Origin of the sequence: Candidatus Phytoplasma rubi (genome assembly GCF_026821955.1) — a bacterium.
GTDB lineage: Bacteria > Bacillota_I > Bacilli_A > Acholeplasmatales > Acholeplasmataceae > Phytoplasma > Phytoplasma vitis.
The window spans coordinates 658,391-682,909 of record NZ_CP114006.1 but is presented as its reverse complement, the minus strand read 5'-3'; the positions used below and the strand labels follow the sequence as shown (position 1 = coordinate 682,909).

General features: G+C 21.5%; 15 protein-coding genes and 1 pseudogene. 4 read left to right on the top strand and 12 right to left on the bottom strand.

The window, feature by feature from the left end; genetic code table 11:
* Window positions 1-192: 192 nt before the first annotated feature.
* From RS022_RS03735 to RS022_RS03680, 12 genes and pseudogenes are all read right to left on the bottom strand, one after another.
* Entirely contained in the window at window positions 193-759 is a 567-nt protein-coding gene (locus tag RS022_RS03735; protein ID WP_268849821.1) for a hypothetical protein, read from the bottom strand.
* Window positions 760-891: 132 nt separating this feature from the next.
* On the bottom strand, window positions 892-1,398 hold the full coding sequence (locus RS022_RS03730) for a hypothetical protein (RefSeq protein ID WP_268849820.1): 507 nt from the start codon (window positions 1,396-1,398) through the stop codon (window positions 892-894).
* Between the two features lie 37 nt (window positions 1,399-1,435).
* Complete coding sequence (locus tag RS022_RS03725; protein WP_268849819.1) at window positions 1,436-1,606, bottom strand: hypothetical protein; 171 nt, start codon at window positions 1,604-1,606, stop codon at window positions 1,436-1,438.
* Between the two features lie 465 nt (window positions 1,607-2,071).
* Window positions 2,072-2,570, bottom strand: a pseudogene (locus RS022_RS03720) (sigma-70 family RNA polymerase sigma factor); the annotation flags it as partial.
* A gap of 431 nt (window positions 2,571-3,001) precedes the next feature.
* Window positions 3,002-3,787: a hypothetical protein gene (locus RS022_RS03715; protein WP_268849818.1), complete on the bottom strand. Its 786-nt coding sequence runs from the start codon at window positions 3,785-3,787 to the stop codon at window positions 3,002-3,004.
* Window positions 3,788-3,994: 207 nt separating this feature from the next.
* The gene (locus RS022_RS03710; protein WP_268849817.1) at window positions 3,995-5,272 is read right to left on the bottom strand and encodes a glucose-6-phosphate isomerase; all 1,278 of its coding nucleotides are present in this window, start codon (window positions 5,270-5,272) and stop codon (window positions 3,995-3,997) included.
* A 24-nt stretch (window positions 5,273-5,296) separates the two neighbouring features.
* On the bottom strand, window positions 5,297-6,736 hold the full coding sequence (locus RS022_RS03705; RefSeq protein WP_268849816.1) for an MATE family efflux transporter: 1,440 nt from the start codon (window positions 6,734-6,736) through the stop codon (window positions 5,297-5,299).
* A gap of 460 nt (window positions 6,737-7,196) precedes the next feature.
* Window positions 7,197-9,353 carry a replication restart helicase PriA gene (priA, locus tag RS022_RS03700; RefSeq protein WP_268849815.1) on the bottom strand — a complete coding sequence of 719 codons (2,157 nt, stop codon included), beginning with the start codon at window positions 9,351-9,353 and terminating at the stop codon, window positions 7,197-7,199.
* A 103-nt stretch (window positions 9,354-9,456) separates the two neighbouring features.
* On the bottom strand, window positions 9,457-9,804 hold the full coding sequence (rbfA, locus tag RS022_RS03695; protein WP_268849814.1) for a 30S ribosome-binding factor RbfA: 348 nt from the start codon (window positions 9,802-9,804) through the stop codon (window positions 9,457-9,459).
* Between the two features lie 2 nt (window positions 9,805-9,806).
* Window positions 9,807-11,615 (bottom strand): translation initiation factor IF-2, encoded by a 1,809-nt coding sequence (infB, locus tag RS022_RS03690; RefSeq protein ID WP_268849813.1) that lies wholly within the window; start codon window positions 11,613-11,615, stop codon window positions 9,807-9,809.
* 126 nt (window positions 11,616-11,741) lie between these two features.
* On the bottom strand, window positions 11,742-12,800 hold the full coding sequence (gene nusA / locus RS022_RS03685) for a transcription termination factor NusA (protein ID WP_268849812.1): 1,059 nt from the start codon (window positions 12,798-12,800) through the stop codon (window positions 11,742-11,744).
* A gap of 393 nt (window positions 12,801-13,193) precedes the next feature.
* Window positions 13,194-13,892 carry a hypothetical protein gene (locus tag RS022_RS03680; RefSeq protein ID WP_268849811.1) on the bottom strand — a complete coding sequence of 233 codons (699 nt, stop codon included), beginning with the start codon at window positions 13,890-13,892 and terminating at the stop codon, window positions 13,194-13,196.
* Between the two features lie 532 nt (window positions 13,893-14,424).
* On the opposite strand from RS022_RS03680, the gene RS022_RS03675 reads away from it, so the two are divergent.
* The 4 genes from RS022_RS03675 (at window position 14,425) to prfB (ending at window position 24,479) form a co-directional block, all read left to right on the top strand.
* Window positions 14,425-18,984 carry an exonuclease domain-containing protein gene (locus RS022_RS03675; protein ID WP_268849810.1) on the top strand — a complete coding sequence of 1,520 codons (4,560 nt, stop codon included), beginning with the start codon at window positions 14,425-14,427 and terminating at the stop codon, window positions 18,982-18,984.
* Between the two features lie 130 nt (window positions 18,985-19,114).
* Complete coding sequence (locus RS022_RS03670) at window positions 19,115-20,458, top strand: FAD-dependent oxidoreductase (RefSeq protein WP_268849809.1); 1,344 nt, start codon at window positions 19,115-19,117, stop codon at window positions 20,456-20,458.
* A 389-nt stretch (window positions 20,459-20,847) separates the two neighbouring features.
* Window positions 20,848-23,361, top strand: coding sequence for a preprotein translocase subunit SecA (gene secA / locus RS022_RS03665; RefSeq protein WP_268850215.1), 2,514 nt, complete (start codon window positions 20,848-20,850; stop codon window positions 23,359-23,361).
* Window positions 23,362-23,393: 32 nt separating this feature from the next.
* On the top strand, window positions 23,394-24,479 hold the full coding sequence (gene prfB, locus RS022_RS03660; RefSeq protein ID WP_268849808.1) for a peptide chain release factor 2: 1,086 nt from the start codon (window positions 23,394-23,396) through the stop codon (window positions 24,477-24,479).
* The last annotated feature ends 40 nt before the right edge of the window (window positions 24,480-24,519 follow it).

Below are 24,519 nucleotides of genomic sequence, written 5' to 3'. Positions count from 1 at the left end.
AAAATCTTTTCTTTTGATTTATAAAATTAATATATAAATAAATTTATTAATTATGAATTTTAATATTAAAATTAATAATAAAATTTTTAAAAATAAAATATAAAAAAATAAAGAAACTAAATTTATTAGTTTCTTTTAATATTGATTTCAAATTTTTTTAAAAATTCAAAATATTTTTTTATTTCAAAAAAATTATTCATCGGATTCATTATTATTAGAATTTTCGTTATTAGCTTTATTTTCAATCAAATCTTTGATATTAGATTCATCATTATTAGAATTTTTGTTATCTTTATTATCGTTATCTTCATTATTATTATTTAACTGATTTAAAATTGTTTGTGAAATAAACTCAGAAATAAGTTTATTAGTATCTTCTTTGAATATTTTTTGATAATCCTTTTCTAACTCATTTAATAATTTATTTTGATATTGTTCATCTGTCAATACTTTATTTTTGACTCTATTATATAATAAACTAATATCTGATGGAGAAATTATATTGTTTTTGTTAACAAAATTTAAACGATTCCAAAATTTATTTAATAAAATTATTTGGAAATGAAAAGCTATAAAGTTTTTTAGAAAAAATAAAAGAGAAATATTAAATTTTTTAATTTTTTCTGCATCCCATTCTTTATAAATATGAAATACTAAAACAACAACAATAATTTGCATTAAAATTGAATTTAATTGTTGTCCAAATATACTTATGCTTTTAAATCTGTTTTCTTTTTCTTGATTTTCTCTTTGTTCCATTTTTTTATCTCCTTTTTTAATTAATTATTTAAAAAAAATTAAAAAATAATTTTATTTCTTACAATTATTTTTTAATTGATTGAAATAAATATAAGCAGTTTTAAGACATGCTCAGGTCATAATATTTATTTTTTAATTATAAAAATTAAATTTAATTTTGGAAATGGCTTTTTCTCTATATTTATAAATTTGTTTTTTTGTTATATTTAATTTTGATGATATTTCCGTATCATCTAAAATATACTGATAATCATCACTTTCTTTTGGAATTCCATAACTATATATCAAAACTTGATATTCAAATGAATTTAATATTTTTTTCATTTTATTTAATAATATTTCGTGATTAAGTTTTTTTATATATATTTGATGAGGATCTAAAATTTTAGTAAAATAAGGATTATAATAATTTTTCGTAATAATCTCTTTTTCGATATATTGCGATGATAAAATTTCAACATTTTTATTTAATTTTCTATTTTTCTTATTATCGTTATAAATTCTTATAGGAATTGAAGGAGAATGACTTAAACGAATTAATTTATCAATTTCTTGTTTAATTTTTCCTTTAGCGAAAGTAACAAAATCACATTTATATTCTTTATGAATATAATTAATTAATACACTATCAATAACCAAAGCCCCTTCATTTAATAAATCTTTTCTTTCTAAAATTCTAAGGATAATATTTGATTTTATAAATAATATTTAAAATTACATATTTATAAAATAATAAAAATATTTTTTCACGAATGAAATTATTTTTGTAATTTTCTTTTGAATAAATTTCAAATAATTGATTAATTTCATTTTCTATTTTTAAATAATTTTTGATATATTTAGACATATATAATTTCCTTTTTTTATTTTTATTTATTCTTTATGATAAAAAAATAATAAAAAAATGTTTAATATATGGGATGCAATGAAAAGTGAAAAGTGAAAAGAATGAAAAGAATACAAAAATTTTAAATTTATAGAAATCAATTTTTCAATTTAAATCTCTATTTTTTTAAAAAATCAAAAGTAATTTTCATAAAAAAGAAAATTATTTTTTTATTTTTGTCTATAAATAATTAAGTAAAAGGTCAATTGGAATCAAAATTAAAAAAAAGTTAAACTGAATTAAAAGATTTAAATAAATACCAAGAAATAATTCAAGGAAAAAAAGTAAAAATGGAAAAATCTTTATAATAAAATAAAGATGAAATTAAAGAAAATTAAGATAAATTAAAAGATATTAAAGATGAAATAGTTTTCTTAAAAAAAATATTTAGTTAGAAAAAGAAAAAATGAAACAGTTAAAAAATCCTTGATAATCTTCGTTAATATGTCCTGTTCCAAAGCTTAAATGTATAATTTGAAATTCTTTTGGACTTAATTTAGTTTTCATTTTTTTTAAAAAAATTTCATGATTGACTTGTTTTAACCATAATTGATGAGGCTCTAAATTATTTATTTGATATGGTTTATAAAACTCTTCTTTAAAAGAAAGATTATTAACTTTATGATTTTTTTGTGGAAGAGAAGGAGAATAACTTTTTCTAATCAGTTTTGTGATTTCCGATTTGATAGTTGTAGTAGCGTAAGCAATAAAGTCATAACCTAAATCTTCATAATTATTGAGGTCTTTGATTAATCCTAAAATCCCTTCTTGATATAAATCTTCTCTAGTTAAAACTCGAGGATAATATTTAAATTGTTTTACTAACTTTTTGACTAATGGTAAATGAAATTCAATTAATTGATCTCTTATTTCTAAATTCTTTTTCTTTTTTTAAAAAATCTTTAAATAATTTTTGTCTTAAAATTTAATGCCTTTCTAAAAACATTTTTAGAAAAGAGAGGAAATTATTTTTTTAGTCTTGTAAAAGAAAAAAAGACTAACTTAAGAGTTAGTCTTAAAGAATTTTTAAAAATTAAAAAGTGTCTAAAGTTTTGGAACAGGTCATTCCAATCCGAAAAATCCAAATTATTTTTTTAATCTCCAATAAGCTTTTTTGCATTTTTCCTTGTTCAAAAATTTTAAAAAAAAGAACGTCATTATAGACAAGTTCTTTATATAAACCATTAAAGTATGTTTTTTATTTTTGGTTTGATTTATTTTGTTAATATCGTTACCTTATATCTTTGAAAAATGTTTGAGTTATATTTTTTATAAAGGACCTTTGTTACGTGGATTTTTATGCTAATTTAAAGGTTTTTTTATAAAATCACAGAAATAAAAATAAAAAAATTAAAATTATTTTTCAATAAATTTATTTTTATGTTTTATATAAAAAAATAAATACAATCCACCTAATAATATTAAAATAACTAAAGTGATAATAATCCATAAAAAAACATTTGATTTATTATTAGTAATTTTATTATTAGAAACTTGCGGATTATTTTCTGATGGATTATTTACAGATGAAGTCTCAGAAATTTCTTTTTCTAAAATTTTTATGTTTATTACACCAGTCATTTTTAATATTTCTTTTCTTTGATCAGAAATAATAATACTTATTTGATTATTTGTTATAGTTAAATCATCAATATTTAAATCTTTTAATAAAGGATTTATTTTTTGAATTTCTTCTAAAATTTTTTCTTTATTATTTTTATCAGTTGTAGTAAGTTTAATGGTTCTTTTGTTTTCGGGTATAATTACCTCTATATTTTGAATTTCTTCAATATTTAAAATTACTTGGCCATATATTTTTTTTATTGTTGACGAATTTTCAGGAATTATAATTTGAATTTCATTATTGGGTTTTAAATTTACATATTCTATTGGTAAATCTTTTAATAAAGGATTTATTTTTCGAATTTCTTCTAAAATTTTTTCTTTATTATTTTTATCTTTTTTTTGAATAAAAAGAATTCTTTTAGATATTGGTATAAATGTTTCAAGACTTTCAATTTCTTTTCCATTAGATGCATTAATTAAAAAAAATATTAAATGATTAGATAATAAAATTATAAACATAAAAAATAAAATTAAAATATTTAAATTTATTTTTTTGTAATTTTTTTTATTTATCATATTTTTTATTTAATATTATTTTTTGTAAATAATATTACCTTTCTTTATTTAACAAAATTTTTTTAATTTTAAAATATATTTAATTTTCGAAAATAATTTATAAATTAAATTATTTTCTATTAAAAATTTAAATTTTAAAAATTTTAAAGAATGTAATTTGTTTAATATAAAAAGAAATATTATTTTTTTAAATAAAAAATTATTTATTTAAAAGAGAAGACGTTTTTTGTAAATTTCTACTCCTGGCTGATCAAAAGGATTAATTTCTATTAAATAGCCAGACATAGCACAAGCTTTTTGAAAAAAGTAAATAAGGTAACCTAAGTTATATTCATCTAATTGAGGAATTGTGATTTCTATATTAGGAACACCTCCTTCTATATGGGCTTGTTTCGTAGCTTGTAATATTTTTTGATTTATTTCAGAAAAAGATTTGTTAGCTAAAAAATTTAATTTATCTAATTCTTGATTAATCATTGGTACGAAACAATCATCTTTCATATTAGTAACATTTAGAATTGTTTCAAACATTATACGAGAACCTTCTTGGATAAATTGTCCTAAAGAATGTAAATCTGTAGAGTTATTGACCGAAACTACAAAAAGTCCTTTTTCATTTTTGCCTTCTGATTCTGCAAATAATTGTTTCCACCATTCGGCAAAAGCTAATAAATGAGGTTCATAACTAACAAATAATTCTGTTTTTTTATTTAATTTAGTATACATTAAATATCTAGCTACAGCATATTGATAAGCTAAATTTGTATCTAAGTTATTAGTTAAAGTATCTTTATAAGCTTGTTTAGCACCTTGTAAAATAGCTTCTACATCTAAATTAGCAAAAATAAAAGGTAAAATACCGACAATAGTTAAAACACTAAAACGACCACCAATAGAATTTGGGATAAAAAATGTTTCATAACCTTCTTTTTTTGCGATATCTAATAAAACACATTTATCAGCATCAGTGGTGGTCACAAAAATTAATTTTTGAGCTTTTTCTTTGCCGTATTTATTTTCTATTTCTTTTTTTAAAATTCTAAAGGTTAAAGCAGGTTCTAAAGTAGTTCCTGATTTAGAAATAATATTAATTGCCCATTTTTTATCTTTTAAATAATTAATTAAATTAGTTAAATAATTACCTGAGACATGATGTCCTGCGAAAATAATTTTAGGTTTATTTTTATTAAAAGGAGCTTGAATAAACTCTATTCCTGCTTTAGCTCCTAAATAAGAACCCCCTATACCTATCACTACTAAAACATCTAAATCTTTATTTAATTTTTTTAATTTTTGAATTTTTTTGATATCAGAAACAATATTTTTTTGTAAAGGTAAATCTAACCAACCTAAATATTTTTTTTGTAATTCATAATCTTTATGTAATATATTATGTATTTTAGTTACTTTTGCTTGTGTTTTTGAACTTTCTTTCCCCCAATCTAAAAAAGTTTTGATCCCTTGGATGTTTAATTTTAAATTCATTTTTTATAACTCCTGAATTTTTTATTATTTATTTGTTTGTAATTCTATTATTTGTTGTTTTTTGATAAAAGAAATAAATAAAGCGATAGTAGTTATTAAGACGATTATATTACTCAAACTTGTGCTTAAACCAAATTGAGTATAAATATCTATTTTAGTATAATAATGAAAGATCCATAATAAACACATTCTTGTTATAATTCTTAAAATATTTAATAATAAAACAATATTAGCATTTTTTTTATAAGACATTATATAAATCATGATCATGGAAGCCCAAACAGAAGTGAACAAAGATATTTGTTCGTAAAATAAAATTTCTTTAAAATTTTTTAATTTTTCGTTATTGATTTTTTTATCTGTTAAAAATGGAAGTAATTTTTGTCCGAAAAATTGATTGAAAAAAATGCCTGCGATACCTGTTATTAAAGTGATAATGAAAACATTTTTAAAAATTTTTAAAGTTTTTTTATTTTTATTTAATGATGCGTTTTGAGAAACCATTACTGATTCGGAATCTTCAAAAGATTGAGAAATACAATAAAAAATACCATTTATAATTGTAACAAAGCCTGTTATTTTTAATATCTCACTACCATTAGATTCGCCATAAAATTTTATAATCATATCATTAATGAATTTTTTTCCAATTACATAAGTTGTTTTACCAATAACTAACATTCCTGACAATTTTAATGTACTTTTGATAATATCTTTTGAAAAAATTAATTTATGAAATTGAATTTGAAAATCATTTTTAGGATGAAACATAAAATAAAAAGCGAAAATAGAAACCATTAAATTAGAAAATAAATCTGCCAAAGCTAAATGAACAATTGTAATATCTGAATCTTTAGTATATTTAAAAACGAAGGATATTGAAATTCTAAAAATAATATTAAAAACATTTAAAAATAAAACAAAACTATTTTTATTTTTAGATCTTTCTAAACCTATAAACATAGCATTGATTGTAATAAAGACAAAAGTTAATAAAGAAATATTATAATATTCTATTCCTCCATCAGGATGGAATGCTTTGTTTAAAAAAATATTTCCTAAAGGAGAAGGTAATAAATTGCCAAAATAAAAAATAAAAAAAATAATTAAAGAACTGAAAACCGCAATTACAAAAGCTAAATTAGCATATTGTTTCGCTTTTTGATTATTTTTTTTCTTATATTCTCTTGATACTAAAACAACTCCAGCCCCACCTAAAGCTATAGCGATACTGTTAAGCACTTGTTTAATTTGTTTTAAATAAGTTATAGCGCCTTCTATATTCTTATTTGACCGTGGATTTTTAATGATATAAAAATCTATTGCAGAACTTAAATGTTGAAATAATAAATATATAGCAATAGGAAAAGCTAAAATAATTAAATTTATCCAAATAGGTTGTTCTTTTTTTAATTTTTTCGGTTCAAATATATTTTTATTGGTAGAATAATAATTTTTTGTCATAAAATAAATATTTAAACCTTTCAATTAATTTCTTTTCGTAAACTAAAAATAAATTTAATTTGTTTATATTAAAATAAATTTAAAATAATTGATAAAAAAAGAAAGTATTAATTTTAAAACAAAAAAACTATTCTATTTATATTTAAGAAACTTTTATAAAATAAAAATTATTAAACAAAATTTTGTTTAATAATTGTTTAAAATAATAAATAACATTTATGATTATTTTATTTATTGAAAAAGCATAATAAATTATTTTAATTGAATAAATAAAAAAATAAATATGATATATTTTTAAATATATATTTTTATTATATAAAATTTAATAATTATATTAACAAACAAATTTTTTTTCAAATTTAAAAATTATAATTAAATAAAAAAATAGAGATTAACTTTTTAAAATTAATCTCTATAAATTTAAAATTTTAGATACCACAAAGTAAATTAAAAATATGAATTAAATAATACTAGCAAATCGATCAAATAAAATAAAAGCATTTTCATTTAAATTTTGTTCAATAATAAAATTTAAATTCAAAGGCCAATCGTAATATTTTAAAGTTAATAAAATTCTGTAATTTTTATTTTTGTAAAAAACACAAGGATAAGTAGGTCCTAAAACTATAATTTTATAAATTAAATTATTTTCTAAAATTTTTTTGATTTTTTTCGCGATATTTAAAACTTTAAACATTTTGGGATGTGAAATTAATATTTTACTATAAAAACAAAAAGGTGGAATATTAGCTAATTTTCTATCTTTTAAAGTTTGTTCCAAAAAAGGAAAAACATCATAATATTGAGCTTTTTGAAGAACTGAATGTTTTGTATTATAACCTTGGATAATTATTTTTCCTTTTTCAGATAAATAATTAGATAGTTTTATTAATAATTGAAAAGTTTTTTCGTTTGCTTTAAAGTTTGGGATATTTAAAAGAGCATCTGACATTAAAATACCTATAGTTTCGATATTAGGTAATTTTAAGTTTTTAGCTATCATCTCTGTTCCTAATAAAAGATCGATTTGATTATTTTTTAATTTGTCCAAAATTTTTTGATATTGAGTTATTTTTTTAATATTATTAGAATCTATAATTGCGAAATTAATAGAGGGGATTTGTTTTTTTAAAAATAAGGAAATATATTCAATTCCTAAACTAATATGTTTTAATGATTTATTATTACAAGATGGACATTGAGAAGAAAATTTTTTATTATAGCGGCAATAATTACATTTTAAAATAGATTGATTATTAAAAAAAATTAAATTTTTATAACATTTTGGACATTTAGGAATATAACTGCAAAAACGACATAAAACAAAAGGAGAGAATCCTAAAACATTAATAAATAAAATAGTTTTTTTTTTTTCTTTTATATTTTTTTGTAAATTTTCTAATAAAATAGAAGATAAAGGAGATAAATTGCTTTTTTTCAATTCTTCTTTCATATCAATTAATTGCATCGTTTGTTTATTTTTTTTAGTTAAATTTAAAAAAATAATTTTTTTTTGTTTCATTCGCCAATAATTTTCTATTGAAGGCATTGTTGTAAAAAAGATTAAAGGTATTTTATGATATTGAGCGCGAATATAAGCTAATTCTTTAGAATCATAATTAGGACTTTTATCTTTTTCAATTAAAGACTCATCATTTTCTTCATCAAAAATAATAACCCCTATTTGTTGTAAGGGAACGAAAATAATTTGCCTTGTCCCTATTATGATCAAGATTTTTTGTTCTTGAATATCTTGATTTTTTTGATAATGTTCTTTATAATCAGATTCACATGTTAAAATAGTTAATAAAATTTCTGGAAAATATTTTTGAATTTGTTCTTTTAAAAAAGAAATTAAAAGTATTTCTGGAACTAAAATTAAAACTTGTTTATTTTGTTGTAAAGTTTTTTCGATTAATTTTAAATATATGGCTATTTTATTTTCATAACAATCATAATATAATAAATAATTGTTATAATTACCCCAAGAAATTTGTTTCCAAATTGAATCTTGTTTTTCATTTAAACAAAAAGTATTTTTCAAATTAATATTAATTTTATTTTGATTTTTTATAATTTCGGGTTTTATTGAAGGACGAGAATCTTTTTTAGAAATGATAATTTTAGTTTTGATAATTTTCTTTTTTTGAAGTTTGAATAATTCCTCTGTAGGCAAAGTGATATCTTTTAAAACTAATATCCCATTTTTTTTAATTAAATATTCTTTAATTTCTTTATTTAATTCTTTTTCTTGAATAATGGTAATTTGTCTTGCATAAGTACTTAAAAAACTTCTTGGCATGATAGTGTTATATACTAAAGCAGAATTGATGAAAGGAATTTTTAATATTTCTTCTGCTAATAAAAAAAGCTCTTCATTTAAAAAAGGAGTTTCATCTAAAATTTCTGTAATAGATTTAATATATTTCGGTTCGACAAAAGTTTTTTCTTTTAATTTTAAAATATATCCTAAACGTTCAGTATTCTTATTTCCAAAAGGAATGATAACTCTCATTCCTCTTTGAGCTATTTTTTCTAAATATTCAGGAATTAAATAATCAAAACATTTGCTTAAATTAGGAATTTTATTATCGACTATTACTTCTGCATACAACATATATTTTTTTTAAGCCTTTTTTATATTTTTTTATCTTTTTTAATAATTTATTTGAATAATCAAAAAAAGATAAATTTACATTTATCTTTTTTTGATTTATTTTTTATTTTATAATATTATCTAAAATTTTATCTATTTTTTTTCCATAAGTTAAAGATTCATCATATTTAAATATTAAATTAGGAATTTTTTTCATATGTTGAATTTTTCCAGCTAATCTTAAACGAATTTCTCTTTTGTTTTCTTCTAAAGTTTTAGATACTAAACTTAAAATTTCTGGAGTATCGTTTAAAATAGTGTAAAAAATGTTACAAAAAGATAAATCATTTGATAAATCTGCACCTGTTATAGTAATATAACCTATTTGGTCATTCTTAATAATATCATTAACTATATCTACTAATAATTCATAAATTAAATTAGATCTTCTCTTGTTTGTAATATTGTTCATTATTAAATTATCACTTTCTCTATTTTTAATGATTCTATTATATCATTAATTTGAAAATTATTAAAATTATCCAACAAAATACCGCATTCATGTCCTTGATTAGCATTATTAATATTTTTCTTTAAATGTTTTAAAGAAACAATTTTTCCTTTAAAAATAACTTTATTATTTCTAATTACTTTCGCTATGGAATTATTAAAAATTGTTCCTTTAATAACATAACAACCTGCGATTTTTCCTATTGAACTGATACTAAATATTTTTTTAATCTCGGCTTGGCCAGTAGTTTTTTCTTCTAAAACAGGATCTAATAGATTTTTTAATTTATTTTCTATATCTTCGATTATTTTATAAAGAATATTATAGTTTTTCATATCTACTTTTAGATTTTTAGCATTTTTTTGTAAATTATTGTTAATAGGTGTATTAAAGTTAATTAAACAAGAATTAAAGGTTTGTGCCAATACAATATCGTTTAAATTCACCATTCCGACAGTAGCTTTAATAATATTTACTTTAATTTCTTGAATATTTAATTTTTCTAAAGATTCAATAATAACTTCTAAACTACCTTGAGTATCTGCTTTTAAAATAATATTTAAACGTTTATTTTCTTTGTCTTGATTCGATATTAAAACATTATTATAAATATGATTATTAGACTGAAAATGATTTTGATTTTGTTCTTTTAAAGAACTTTTTTTGTTTTCGATAATTTGCTTCGCTGTTTTTATATCAGAAACAGCCATGAATAAATCACCTGCTTTAGGTATAGAATCTAAACCTGTTATTAACACGGGTTGCGAAGGGTAAATTTCTTTTAAACTATTTTTTAAATCATCTTCGATAGAACGAATTTTACCATAAGTATTATCACCTACTATTATGACATCACCTATTTTTAAAATCCCTTGAGAAGTGATTAAAGTAGCTGAAGCACCTTTATTTTTATTTAAACTAGCTTCTAAAACAACTCCCTTAACTATTTTAGTTAAATCAGTTTGAATATTTTTCATTTCGCTAATTAATAAAATAAGTTTTAGTAATTCATCTATTCCTTCTTTTTTTAGAGCTGAAATACCTATATATGCAGTTTTACCACCCCATTCTTCAGGAGTTAAACCTAAATTAGATAAATCACTCATAATACTTTCTTTTTTATTATTAGTTTTATCTATTTTATTAATAACAACAATAATTTCTACTTGAGCTTCTTGAGCATGTTTTACAGATTCAATTGTTTGAGGTTTTACTCCGTCATCGGCAGCAATTACTAAAAGACAAATATCAGTTACTTTTGCTCCTCGAGAACGCATTTGAGAAAAAGCTTCATGACCTGGACTATCTATGAAAGTTATTTTTTGATTATCATAAACAATTTCATAAGCTCCGATATGTTGTGTAATTCCTCCAAATTCTTTATCTACTAAACGAGTTTGTCTGATTACATCTAATAAAGTAGTTTTTCCATGATCAACGTGTCCCATAATAGTTACAATAGGAACTCTTTTAGTTAAATTAGAGTCTGTTTTTTCTTTTTTAATATCTTTATTTAAAGATTCTTTAGATGGGGATTCAAAAATAACTTTGATATCTAAAATCTTATTTAATATTTTAGCAATTTCTTTAGTTACAAATTGATTAATATTTGTTTTAATCCCTGCTTCTATAAATTTTTTAATTAAAGCAATATTAGAAATTTCTAAAATGTTAGCTAAATCTTTAATAGTATGTTTAGGATTAAATAAATAACTTTGGACTTTAATTTTTTCTTTAGAAATATTGTCGTTATTCTTTTTTTTTTCATTCATGATTTTTTAATCATCTCTCTTTATTATTTCTTTTTTTAATCTTACAATTTTATCCAATTTTTAAAAGGATTATTATTTTGTTAATAAAATTAAAATAAAAAATGTTTTTTTAAAAATATTTAAAAATTAGATAGTTTTAACAGAAATATTCCATTTAGTAACTATATTAGCTAATTGTACATTAGTTCCTGATTTTCCTATAGCTAATGAAATTTGATCCTCGTTTACTAAAGCAGTGGCTATTTTTTTTTCAAAATCAATAATACTGATTTGATTAATTTGAGCAGGTTTTAAAGCATTAACAATAAGTTCTTTTGGATCGTCGCTCCATAAAAATAAATCTATTTTTTCACCTTTTAAACTGTTAATAATATTTCTGATTCTAACGCTTTTATCTCCGATACAAGAACCTATAGCATCAATTGTATTATCATGAGATAATAAACCTATTTTAGTTCTTAATGAAGGAAAACGAGCCATTGCAACAATTTCTATAATGCCTTCTTGAATTTCAGGAATAAATTCTTTAAAAGTTTCAGAAATAAATTCTACACAAATACGACTTACTAAAATTTTCGGCATTTTAGTAGTTTTTTGAACTTCAGTAACATAAACTTTAATTATTTCATCTATTTCAAATTCATCATTATTTAGTTTATCTTTATTTAATAATACAGTTTGAACTTCTTTTTCTAATTCTAAAATACAAAAATTTTTTTTGATAGAAGTTACTTTAGCATCAATTAATTTATTTTCGTATTTCTTAAAAAAAATATAAATATTTTCTTTTTTAAATTTAATGATTTCTTCATTAAGTTTGTTTTTAAACTCTTGACTAGCGTAAAAATTAAAATTTTTAGGATTTACTTCGATCCTGATTACTTCTCCTATTTTGGGATTTTCTTTTAATTTTTTAGCTTCTTCTAAGTTAATACAAGTTATTTTTTTAATATTAACATTTTCTTCTTTAATCGTATTTATTTCTTTTTCTGTAACTAAATATTCTTTGTATAAAAAAAATTCTTCATATTTTTTATCAAAATCTAAATGACAACTTTTAATTTGATAATTTTTTTTACAACCAGAAATAAGACTTTTTTGAAAAGATTCTAGAATTTGTTGTCTAGTTAATTCATGTTCTTCGGCTAATTGATCGATATGATTTAAAAAATTTTTAGTTTTCATATAATTTAATTATTATCGTTCCTTAAATATATTTAAAATTTAAATTTGAATTTTAATATACTTTCATTTAAAACTAAAATACAAACATATAAATATTTTATCATTTTTTAATATTTTTGTTTTGATAAAAAACAATTAATATAATAAAAAATAAAAATTTTTTTATTTTTTATTATATTAATTGTTTTTAAATTAAGATTTAAAATTTATTTTTTTGATAATATTTTTTTATTTAATTTGATTTTTGTAACTAAAAGAAAAAACCAAACTGTTTATTTTTTATAAACGATTTGGTTTCAATGTTTGTTGTTTTTTTAATTATAAATTTTATCATTCATAATATTTTTTTAAAAATTAAAAATTTAAAAAATAAAAAAGACCCAAAAGCCTTTTTTATTTAGATGTTTTATTTTTTTTGTAAATAAAAAATCCATATGCAGATGCAATTGTTAAAATTGCCCAGAACCATATTCCTTTATAAAATGGGTTATCATTTTGTACTGCTGTTGGTTGTACTGCTGTTGGTTGTACTACTGTTGGTTGTACTGCTGTTGGTTGTACTGCTGTTGGTTGTACTGCTGTTGGTTGTACTACTGTTGGTTGTACTGCTGTTGGTTGTACTACTGTTGGTTGTACTGCTGTTGGTTGTACTGCTGTTGGTTGTACTACTGTTGGTTGTACTGCTGTTGGTTGTACTGCTGTTGGTTGTACTACTGTTGGTTGTACTACTGTTGGTTGTACTACTGTTGGTTGTACTGCTGTTGGTTGTACTGCTGTTGGTTGTACTGCTGTTGGTTGTACTACTGTTGGTTGTACTGCTGTTGGTTGTACTGCTGTTGGTTGTACTGCTGTTGGTTGTACTACTGTTGGTTGTACTGCTGTTGGTTGTACTGCTGTTGGTTGTACTGCTGTTGGTTGTACTGCTGTTGGTTGTACTGCTGTTGGTTGTACTGCTGTTGGTTGTACTGCTGTTGGTTGTACTGCTGTTGGTTGTGCACTTACTTTAATAAATGAAAAATTTAAAATCATTAAAATAGATAAAAATAATAAATTTTTTAAATTTATTATTTTTTTATTTAAAATTTGTAACATTTATGGTTACCCAATACCTTTTTAAATTTTTAAAATAATAAAATTTATATTTTTTTATTACTTTATACATTAAATTTTATTTAAAAAAGATAAAAAAACAATTTATATGTGTTTTGTAAATAATATAAAAAAAATAAAAAATTTAAATATAAAAATTTAAAAGATTAATTTCAAGTTTTTATTTTAATATATTATGTTGTTAAACTAGTTATAAATATTTTAGAACTTTAAAAATTTATTTTTATTTGTTATTTGAAGGTTGAATTGTATCATTATTTTTTTATGATATAATAAAAAATATAGTTATTTTTTCAAAATTTAATTTAGTAAAATGCATTAATAAAAATTATTAACTTAATGTAATTGGAATTTTTAAACTCATTACATTAATAAAAAAATTCAAATTAAGTTAAATTTTGATTTTATCAAACATAATTACAATTCAATTTTTATTTATATTTATACTTATATAAATTTTAAAAAAAATTATTTTTTTTAAATTTTAAAAATTAATTTCTAAGAGTAAAAATAAATGTCTTCAAGTCTTATATCCAATAAATTTATAAAATTTATAGATGATTTTAATAAAGAAAAACAAACAAATTATGAATTTGTTCAAACAATTGTTTCTGTAAAAAAAATAAAATGGGTTTTAGAATTTTCAGGAGAACAAAATTTATCTAATATTTCTTTTTTAAATGATTTTGAACAATCCATAGAACAATTTATTAATAAAAAAACAAATGACTTAATGAAATATTTCAAAAATTTCAAAATTGTTATTCGTTTTTTATTTACGAAATTTGATAATATTCAAGATGAATCTTTATGGAAAGAACTTTTTCAATATCTTTTGAATAAAATAATTAAGAGTCAATCTAAAAAAGGTTTATTTTCTATTTTAAATTCTCGAAATGGTTATAATTACGATATTGAAATTTTAAAAATTGATTTTAAAAAAAAAATATGTCATATAAAAATTAAATTTAATCAATATTCTTTAAAATGTAATGAAGAAGAATTAAAATTTCTAATTAAAGGATTAGATCAATTATTAAAAGAAAGATATGGTTCTAATTTGAGTTTAAATATTAAAGAAATTAAATTTATAGATGTACTTGAAGAAAAAAATAATGATAAATTTTTTTTAACATTTGATGATATTCCTAAATCATATGAACAAGTTAAAGATTTACAACCGAAAAAGTTTTGGATCAAAGGTTATATACAACAAGTTATTAAAAAAGAAACTAAAAATAAACAAATTTTATTTTCTTTTTATTTAGTCGATCCGAAAACAAAAAAAGATTCTATATTGTATAGAATATTTGCGGAACCTAATTCTAAAGAATATCAAAAAATGGAAAAAGATTTTCAAGAAGGAGTTTTAGTTGAAATTTTTTCTTCTTTAAATAAAATTTATAATGCAAAATATAAAGAAGATTTTAATTTTAAAATTGAAAATGAATATCTAATTGTCAATTCTATACCTTTCTTTTTGGAAAGAATAGATGATTATCCAGGAAAAAAAAGAATTGAATTTCATTTACATACAAAAATGTCAAATTTAGATGCTACAAATAATGCTAAAGATTATATTGATACAGCCATAAGATGGGGTCATAAATCGATTACTTTTACAGATCATCATGGTCTTTACGCTTATCCTGAAATCGATAATTGTACTCGCAAAAAACCTATCAAACCTATTTTAGGGGTTGAAACAGATTTTATCGAAGAAAAACCTATTTTTATTACTAATCAAGAAGAATATCCGCAATTTGAAAATTTTGTTTTAAAAAAACACAATTATGTTGTTTTTGATATAGAAACTACTGGTTTCTCACAATGTAGAGATAAAATTATTGAAATATCAGCTGTTAAAATAGAAAACGGCCAAATAACAGATAAGATTTTTAATGAATTAGTTAATCCAAAGGTTAAATTAAATAAAAATATTATAGACCTTACAAAAATTCAAGATGAAGATTTAGAAAATAAACCTACTATTGAAGAAATTTTGCCTAAATTTTTAGAATTTATTCAAGGTTATGTTTTAGTTGCTCATAATTTGGTTTTTGATATAGGTTTTATTAAGGAAAAAGCTAAAAATTTAAAAATTCCTTTTATCGAACAACCTTGTATAGATACTTTACGTGTAAGTCAAAAATATTTTGAAAAATATTTAAAATATTTTTCTTTAAAGAGATTGGCTAAATATTTTAAAATTAAAACAGAATTAGAAGGTAGCCATCACAGAGCTTTATATGACTCTACTATAACAGCTCTTATTTTAATAGAAATGTTTAAAAGATTAGAAGAACAAGAAATTTTTTATTTTTATGATTTAAGAGGCTGTATTGATGGAAAATTTGAAATATCTTATCATATTAATATTTTAGCTAAAAATCAAATAGGTTATAAAAATTTATTTCGTTTAGTAAGTAATTCTTTAACTAAAGATTTTTATAGAAAACCTAGATTGTTAAAATCTAATTTAGAAAAATATAGAGAAGGTTTATTAATAGGAAGTGGTTGTGCCGAAGGTAATGTTTTTCAAACAGCTTTAAATAAAAATGATAAAAAGTTAAGTGAAGTTATTTCTTTTTATGATTATATAGAAGTTCAGCCGATAAATAGTTATAAACATATTATTTATAATTTGGTCGGCGATAATACAGAAAAAGGAAAAATTGTTATTCAAGAAACAATTTTAAAAATTATTAATGAAGCTCAAAAACAAAATAAAATTGTGATTGCTACAGGAGATGTTCATTATTTAAATCCTTGTGATAAAATTTATAGAGAGATTTATATTAACGCTAAATTAGTTGGCGGTGGATTGCATAATTTATCCAAATATTCGACTAAACATTTACCCGACAATTATTTTTTAACTACTCAAGAAATGTTAGACGCTTTTGATTTTATCGAAGATCCAAAATTAAAAGAAGATTTAGTAATTAATAATACTCATCTTTTAAATGATCAAATTGAAAAAATTAGAATTTTTCCTAAAAAACTTTTTTCCTTAAAAGATGATAATTTTGCTAAAAATTTAAATATTCCAAGTATTAAAATTGAGATGCAAAATTTAATTGAGAATAAATTACAAAAATTATATGGAAAAAAATTACATCCTTTTATTCAACAAAGGATGGCAAAAGAATTAAAAAGTATTATCGGTGATGGTAAAGATAAAAATATTAATCAAAATATTGCTCCTATATATTTTTTAGCTTATTTATTAACTAAAGAATCAATAGGAAAAGGTTATCCAGTAGGTTCTCGCGGTTCAATTGGGTCTTCGTTGATAGCTACTATTTTGGGTATAACTGAAGTTAATCCTTTAAAACCACATTATTTTTGTCCTCAATGTCAATATACCGTTTTCCCTCAAATGACTCCAAAACAAAAAGAAAGTGAAGAATATAAAGAATATATTCAAAATCAAGGTTCAGATTTAAATGATTATTCGCAGATAACAGATATTTTATCTGGTTATGATTTACCTGATATAAATTGTCCTTTTTGTTCTGTTAAATTTTCAAAAGATGGCCAAGATATTCCTTTCGAAACTTTTTTAGGTTTTGAAGGTAATAAAACTCCTGATATAGATTTAAATTTTGCGGGCGATTATCAACCTAAAGCTCATGAATATATGAGAGAATTGTTAGGACATGATTGTGTTTTTAGAGCTGGAACGATTCAAACAGTAGCTAAACAAACTGCTTTTGGTTATGTTAAAGGTTTTATCAAAGTAAAAGAATTAGAAGATAAAATTAGAAATTGTGAAGTTTCTAGAATATCGAATATAATCGAAGGAGTAAAACGTTCTACAGGGCAACATCCTGGCGGTATTGTTGTTGTTCCACCTAATATTTCTGTTTATGAAGTTACTCCAATTCAATTTCCTGCTAATGATACAGAATCTAATTGGAAAACTACTCATTTTGATTACCATTCTTTCGAAAATAACTTATTTAAGATGGATATTTTAGGACATGATGATCCTATTTTGATTAAATTTTTTATGGATTATGTTGAAAAAAATCAGGATAAATTTAGTTTTACATCTTATCAAAATATTCCAGTTGATGATCCTGATGTTTATAAATTATTTTCTAATGAATATATTGATAAAGGCCGAAAAATAGCAACTATTGCTATTCCAGAATTTGGTACTACATTTGTACAAAAAATGTTAAAAGATATTTGTGAAAAAAATCAAAAAATTAATTTTGGTATTTTAGTTAAAGTGTCTGGTCTTTCTCATGGAACTGATGTTTGGTTGCAAAATTCTCAAGATATTTTAGAAAAAAGAGGCGATTTTGATTATTTAAAAAAATTAGATTTAAACATTTCCTTTAATGATATTATCGGTTGTCGTGATGATATTATGTTATATTTGATTCGTAAAAATGTTGATCCTTTAAAATCTTTTGAAATTATGGAATTAGTTCGTAAAGGAAAACAACATTCTAAACCTGGTGAATGGGAAGAAATGATCAAATCAATTAAAAAAGAAACAGATATTCATGATTGGTATTTTGAATCTTTAGGAAAAATTAAATATCTTTTCCCGAAAGCACATGCTTCCGCTTATGTTTTAATGGCTGTTAGAATTGCATGGTTTAAAGTTCATCACCCTCTTTTATTTTACAGTGGTGTTTTATCTACAAGATTAGATCAATTTGATTATGATTTAATGTTAAAAAATCAGAATGAAATTGATGAAAAAATTAACAATTTATTAGGTAAAAATATAAAACAAAAAAACACAGTTAAAGAACAAAGTTTAATTAATACTTTAAATATTGCTTCAGAAATGCTTCAAAGAGGTTTTAAATTTTTACCAATTGATTTAAATAAATCTGAAGCTTATGAATTTGTAATGTATAATAATGATTTTTTAATTATGCCTTTTATCGCGATAGATGGTTTGGGTGAAAAAGCGGCTAAACATTTAGTTGAAGAAAGAAAAGTAAAATTATTTACTCAAACAGATTTTAAAAAAAGAGCTAAATTAAACAAAACTATTTCTAAAAAAATAATAGAAGAGTTAAAATTAGTAGAAAAATTACCATTATAATGATTAAAAAACTAAAATAATATTTAATATTACTTAAATTTAGTATAATTATAGTGATTATAAATTTTTTTGATTTTTGCTTTTTTTAATAAAAAATATCATTAGGATGGTTTAAAATAAAAAATATATAATGAAAGTAATCGTAATAGGTTGTAATCATTCTGGAACAGCTGCAGTTAGAACAATGTTGAAAAAAAACGAAGATATTAAAGTAAATATTTATGAAAAAAATGATAATGTTTCTTTTTTATCTTGCGGTATAGCTTTATATATTGGCGGCGTAGTTAAAGATAGAAAAGGTTTATTTTATTCTAGTGCTGAAGAATTAAATAATTTAGGTGCTAATGTAAAATTAAAACATGAAGTTGTTAAAATTGATTTAAATAAAAAAAATATTTTAGTTCGTAATTTAGAAAATGGTAATGAATTTTTTGATGATTTCGATAAATTAGTTCTTTCAACTGGTTCTTGGCCTATTATTCCTAAGATAAAAGGAATCGAATCTAAAAATGTTTTATTATCTAAAAATTTAGAACATGCTAATCATATTATTGAGTATGCCAAAAAAGTTAATAAAATAACAGTTGTTGGAGCAGGTTATATTGGAGTAGAATTGGCTGAAGCTTTTTGTAGACAAAAAAAAGAAGTAACTTTGATAGATATCGAGAATAGAATAATGCCTAAGTATTTAGATAAAGAATTTACTTCAATAGCTGAAGAGAGCTTAAAACAACATAATGTTAAATTAGCTTTAAATCAAAAAGTAGTTGAATTCAAAACTAAAGGCGATTTAGTGACACATGTTCAAACTGATAAAGATTGTTATGAAACAGAGATGGTTATTGCATGTATTAGTTTCAGACCATATACAGATTTATTTAAAGATATTTTAGAATTAGATTCTAATAATTCTTTAAAAATTAATGAATATTTACAAACTTCACATCCTGATGTTTATGGTTGTGGTGATTGTATAAATATTATATATACTCCGTTAGCCAACAAAAAAATGTATATTCCTTTAGCTACTAATGCTGTAAGAACAGGTACTATTGTAGGATTGAATATTGGTAAAAATGTTTATAAATATTTAGGAACTCAAGGAACTAGTTGTATTCAAATTAATGATTTAAGTATTTCTTCGACAGGATTGAACGAACATTCAGCTAAATTATTAGGTATTGATTATGATTCAATTACTATAAAAGATGCTAATAGACCTGAATTTATGCCTGATTATGATTCAGTATTATTAAAAATTTTATTTGAAAAAAAAACAGGTCTTATTTTGGGAGGTCAAATTTTATCTACCACTGATTTAACTGAAAAAATGAATACTTTAAGTGTTTGTATTGAACAAAAAAATACTATTGATTCTTTAGCTTTTAAAGATTTTTCTTTTCATCCGTATTTCAGCAAACCATGGAGTTTGTTAAATTTGATAGGGATTAAATATTTAGAATCTGCGAAATAATATAAATTGATAATAATAAAAACTATGTTTACTAATAAACATAGTTTTTATTATTTATTGAAATTATTTTTTCATTACATTCTTTTTATTCATTTATATATTTTGTATAATAATATATAATTTAATATTATTTTAATAAAAAAAGTTTTTAATTTTAAATTTATAAATTAATAAATATAATTATTTTTTTAATTTATAAAAATATTTTTAATTTAATTATGTTTATAAATTTAAAATTATATTTTTTTTAAAAAATTTTAAAAAATATTAAAATTAAGAAATTCTTTTACTTCTTAATATACGAAGAATTAAAAGATAACAAATTTAATATTAATTTTTTCTGTAATAAATCTGAAATTTGTTTAGAAAGGTTTAAACATAAAATAATGATTTTTAATTTTTTCAAAAAATTTTTTAACTCTTCTAATAAATACTTAAAAAAAGCTCAATTGTTAGTTAATAAAATGGGTAATTTTAGTGAGGGGTTTGCTAAATTAAATGATGATGATTTTCCTAAAGAAACCGAACGATTAAAAAAAATGTATCAAGAAGGAACTTCTTTAAATGATTTATTACCAGAAGCTTTTGCTTTAACGAAAGAAGCTTGTACTAGAGTTACAAGGTTAACGCCTTATAATGTACAGCTTTTAGGAGCAGTTGTTTTATATCAAGGAAAAATTGCTGAGATGAAAACGGGTGAAGGTAAAACTTTAACTTCAGTTATGTCCGCTTATTTAAATGCTTTAAGTGGTAAAGGCGTTCATATTGTTACTGTTAATGAATATTTAGCACGTCGTGAATCTGAAGGAGAAATAGGAAATATTTTTCGTTTTTTAGGATTAACTGTCGGTTTAAATATTAAAGACAAAAATATCGAAGAAAAAAAATTAGCTTATAAATGTGATATTCTTTATTCTACTAACAGCGAATTAGGTTTCGATTATTTAAGAGATAATATTCAAAATGATATTGAAAATTTATTGATGACAAGAGAATATAATTATGCTATTATTGATGAGGTAGATTCGATTTTAATTGATGAAGCTAGAACTCCTTTAATTATTTCCAGTCCTTCGAAACAAGGAATTCAATTTTATAGAGATGCAAATCGTTTTGTTAAAACTTTAAAAGAAAATAGTTATATAATTGATTTAGAATCTAAAACAATTGAATTATCCGAAGAAGGAATCGCTAAAGCCGAAAATTTTTTCCAAATTAAAAATTTATATAGTGGTAATAATTATTCTTTAATACATTGTATTAAAAACGCTTTAAAAGCTGTTTTTATTATGAATAAAAATAAAGATTATTTAGTAGATAATAATAAAGTTTTAATTATTGATCAATTTACAGGAAGAGTTTTGCAAGGTCGTCAATTTAGTGATGGTTTACATCAAGCTTTAGAGGCGAAAGAAGGTTGTAGCATTGAAGGAGAAGCAGAAATTAATGCAACTATTACTTATCAAAATTTCTTTCGTATTTATAAAAAAATATCTGGTATGACAGGAACAGCTAAAACAGAAGAAAAAGAATTTATTAGTATTTATAATATGAGAGTTATTGAAATTCCAACTAATAAATTAATGATTAGAAAAGATATGCCTGATTTTGTTTTTGCTACTTTAGAGGAAAAATGGGAATCTTTAATTCAAGATATAGAAGAAAGATATAAAAAAAAACAACCTGTTTTAATCGGAACTGTTACAGTAGAAGTGTCTGAACAAATTTCAAGAAATTTAAAAAAAAGAAAAATTCCTCATGAAATTTTAAATGCTAAAAATCATTTTAAAGAAGCGGAGATTATTGCTAAAGCTGGTCAAAAAGGATCAATTACTATTGCTACTAATATGGCAGGTCGTGGTACTGATATTCGTTTAGGAGAAGGAGTAGTAGAATTAGGTGGTTTAGCTGTTTTAGGAACTGAAAGACATGAATCAAGAAGGATTGATAACCAATTAAGAGGTCGTGCTGGTCGTCAAGGAGACCCTGGTTATTCAAGATTTTTTGTTTCAGTAGAAGATGAATTAGTTCAACGTTTTGGTGGCGTACGAATTCAAAAAATGATCACGCTTTTAAAAAGAACTCAAGGGAATCAAGGACAAAATAAACCTATTTCTTATAAATTTTTCACTAAATTTTTTACTAATATACAAAAGAAAATTGAATCTTCTAATTTTGATTATCGTAAATTTATTTTACAATTCGATTCCGTTTTAGATGTACAAAGAAAAATCATTTATACACAAAGAAGAGCAATTTTAACGTTAGATAATATAGAAGATTTAGTTATTAATATAATACATAAAACAGTAAATAAAAAAATTAAATATTTTATATCAAATAAAATAGGCAAAATAGAAGATCAAAATTTAATTGATTTTATTGATTATCTGGAAAAATTATTTTTACCTAAAGGTATTCTGAAATTAGAAGAATTACAAAAAATAGGAGAAAATAAAAATAATTTTGAAAAAGAAATAATTGAATTAGTATATGAAAAAATTAAAAATATTTTAGAACAACATAAACAAAACTTGATTATTGATGGTCAGGATTATTATTTTCAAACTTTAAGATTTATTATGCTTCAAAATATTGATAATCATTTTAGACGTCATATGTCAGATATGAATATGTTAAGCAAAAGTATTAATTTTTTAAGTTACGGACAACAAAATGTTTTAACAGTTTATCAAGATACAGGATGTACTTTTTTTAATGAAATGATGGACAATATTTGTTTTGAAACAACACGTATTATTTTAAAATTCTTTTTTTCAAAAGAAGATTTTTTAGAAAGAAAACAACAAGATCAAATTTTAAGTAAAAATAATTTAAAAAAAGATATTATTAATAGAAGAAAAAGAAGACAATATAAATCTATTAAAAAACCATGGAATTAGAATATTTTTTTAAAAGGATTATTTAATATATAATGGACAAGTATGAAATCAATAAAACTTTAGAAAATTTAAAAAAGATTTTATCAGATTTAGAATATAAAATTAATTTAAAAGAAAAAAAAGAAAAAATTGAAGAAATTAATAAATTGATGGCAGAGGTTTCTTTTTGGGGGCAAAGTGATAATGCGGCCAAAATAACTAAACAATTTTCTAAATTACAAGAACAAGTTAATTCTTTTTTGGAATTAAAAAAAAATTTAAATGATTTAATTGTTTTGTTAGATTTAACAGAAGAAAATGATAATGATTTTTTAATTTTGATTGAAGATTTGAAAAAAATAAAAAAAGATATTAAAAAATTTGAAATTAATATTTTATTAAATAAACCTTATGACGAAAATAATGCTATTTTGATTTTACACCCTGGAGCAGGAGGTACAGAATCTCAAGATTGGTGCGAAATGTTATTTCGAATGTATCAAAGATATGCTCAAAGAAAAAACTTTCAAACTCAAATTTTATATTTACAACAAGGTTCAGAATCTGGTTTAAAAGCAGTTAGTTTATTGATTAAAGGTAATTATGCTTACGGGTATTTGAAATCTGAAAGAGGAGTTCATAGATTAGTGAGAGTATCTCCTTTTGATTCTAATTTACGTAGACATACTTCTTTTGTATCTTGTGAAGTTTTGCCTGAAATAAAAGAAGAAATCCAAATTAATATTAAAGATGAAGATTTAAGAATTGATGTTTTTCGTAGTAGCGGAGCCGGTGGACAACATGTTAATACAACTGATTCGGCTGTGAGAATAACTCATTTACCTACTAATATAGTAGTAAACTGTCAAAATGAAAGAAGTCAAATTAAAAATAGAGAAAAAGCCTTACAAATCTTAAAAACTAAATTATTAAATTTAGCTTTTATGAAAAAAAAAGAAAATGAAAATAATTTAAAAGAAGATCAAAAAGATATTAGTTGGGGTAATCAAATTCGAAGTTATGTTTTTCATCCTTATCAAATGGTAAAAGATCATCGTACTAATCATGAATTTTTTCAAATTGAATTAGTTATGAATGGTTATTTAGATGAATTCATCAATGCTTTTTTAAAACAATAAAAATATTATAATTTTATAAAATTTTTATTTAAAAAAAATT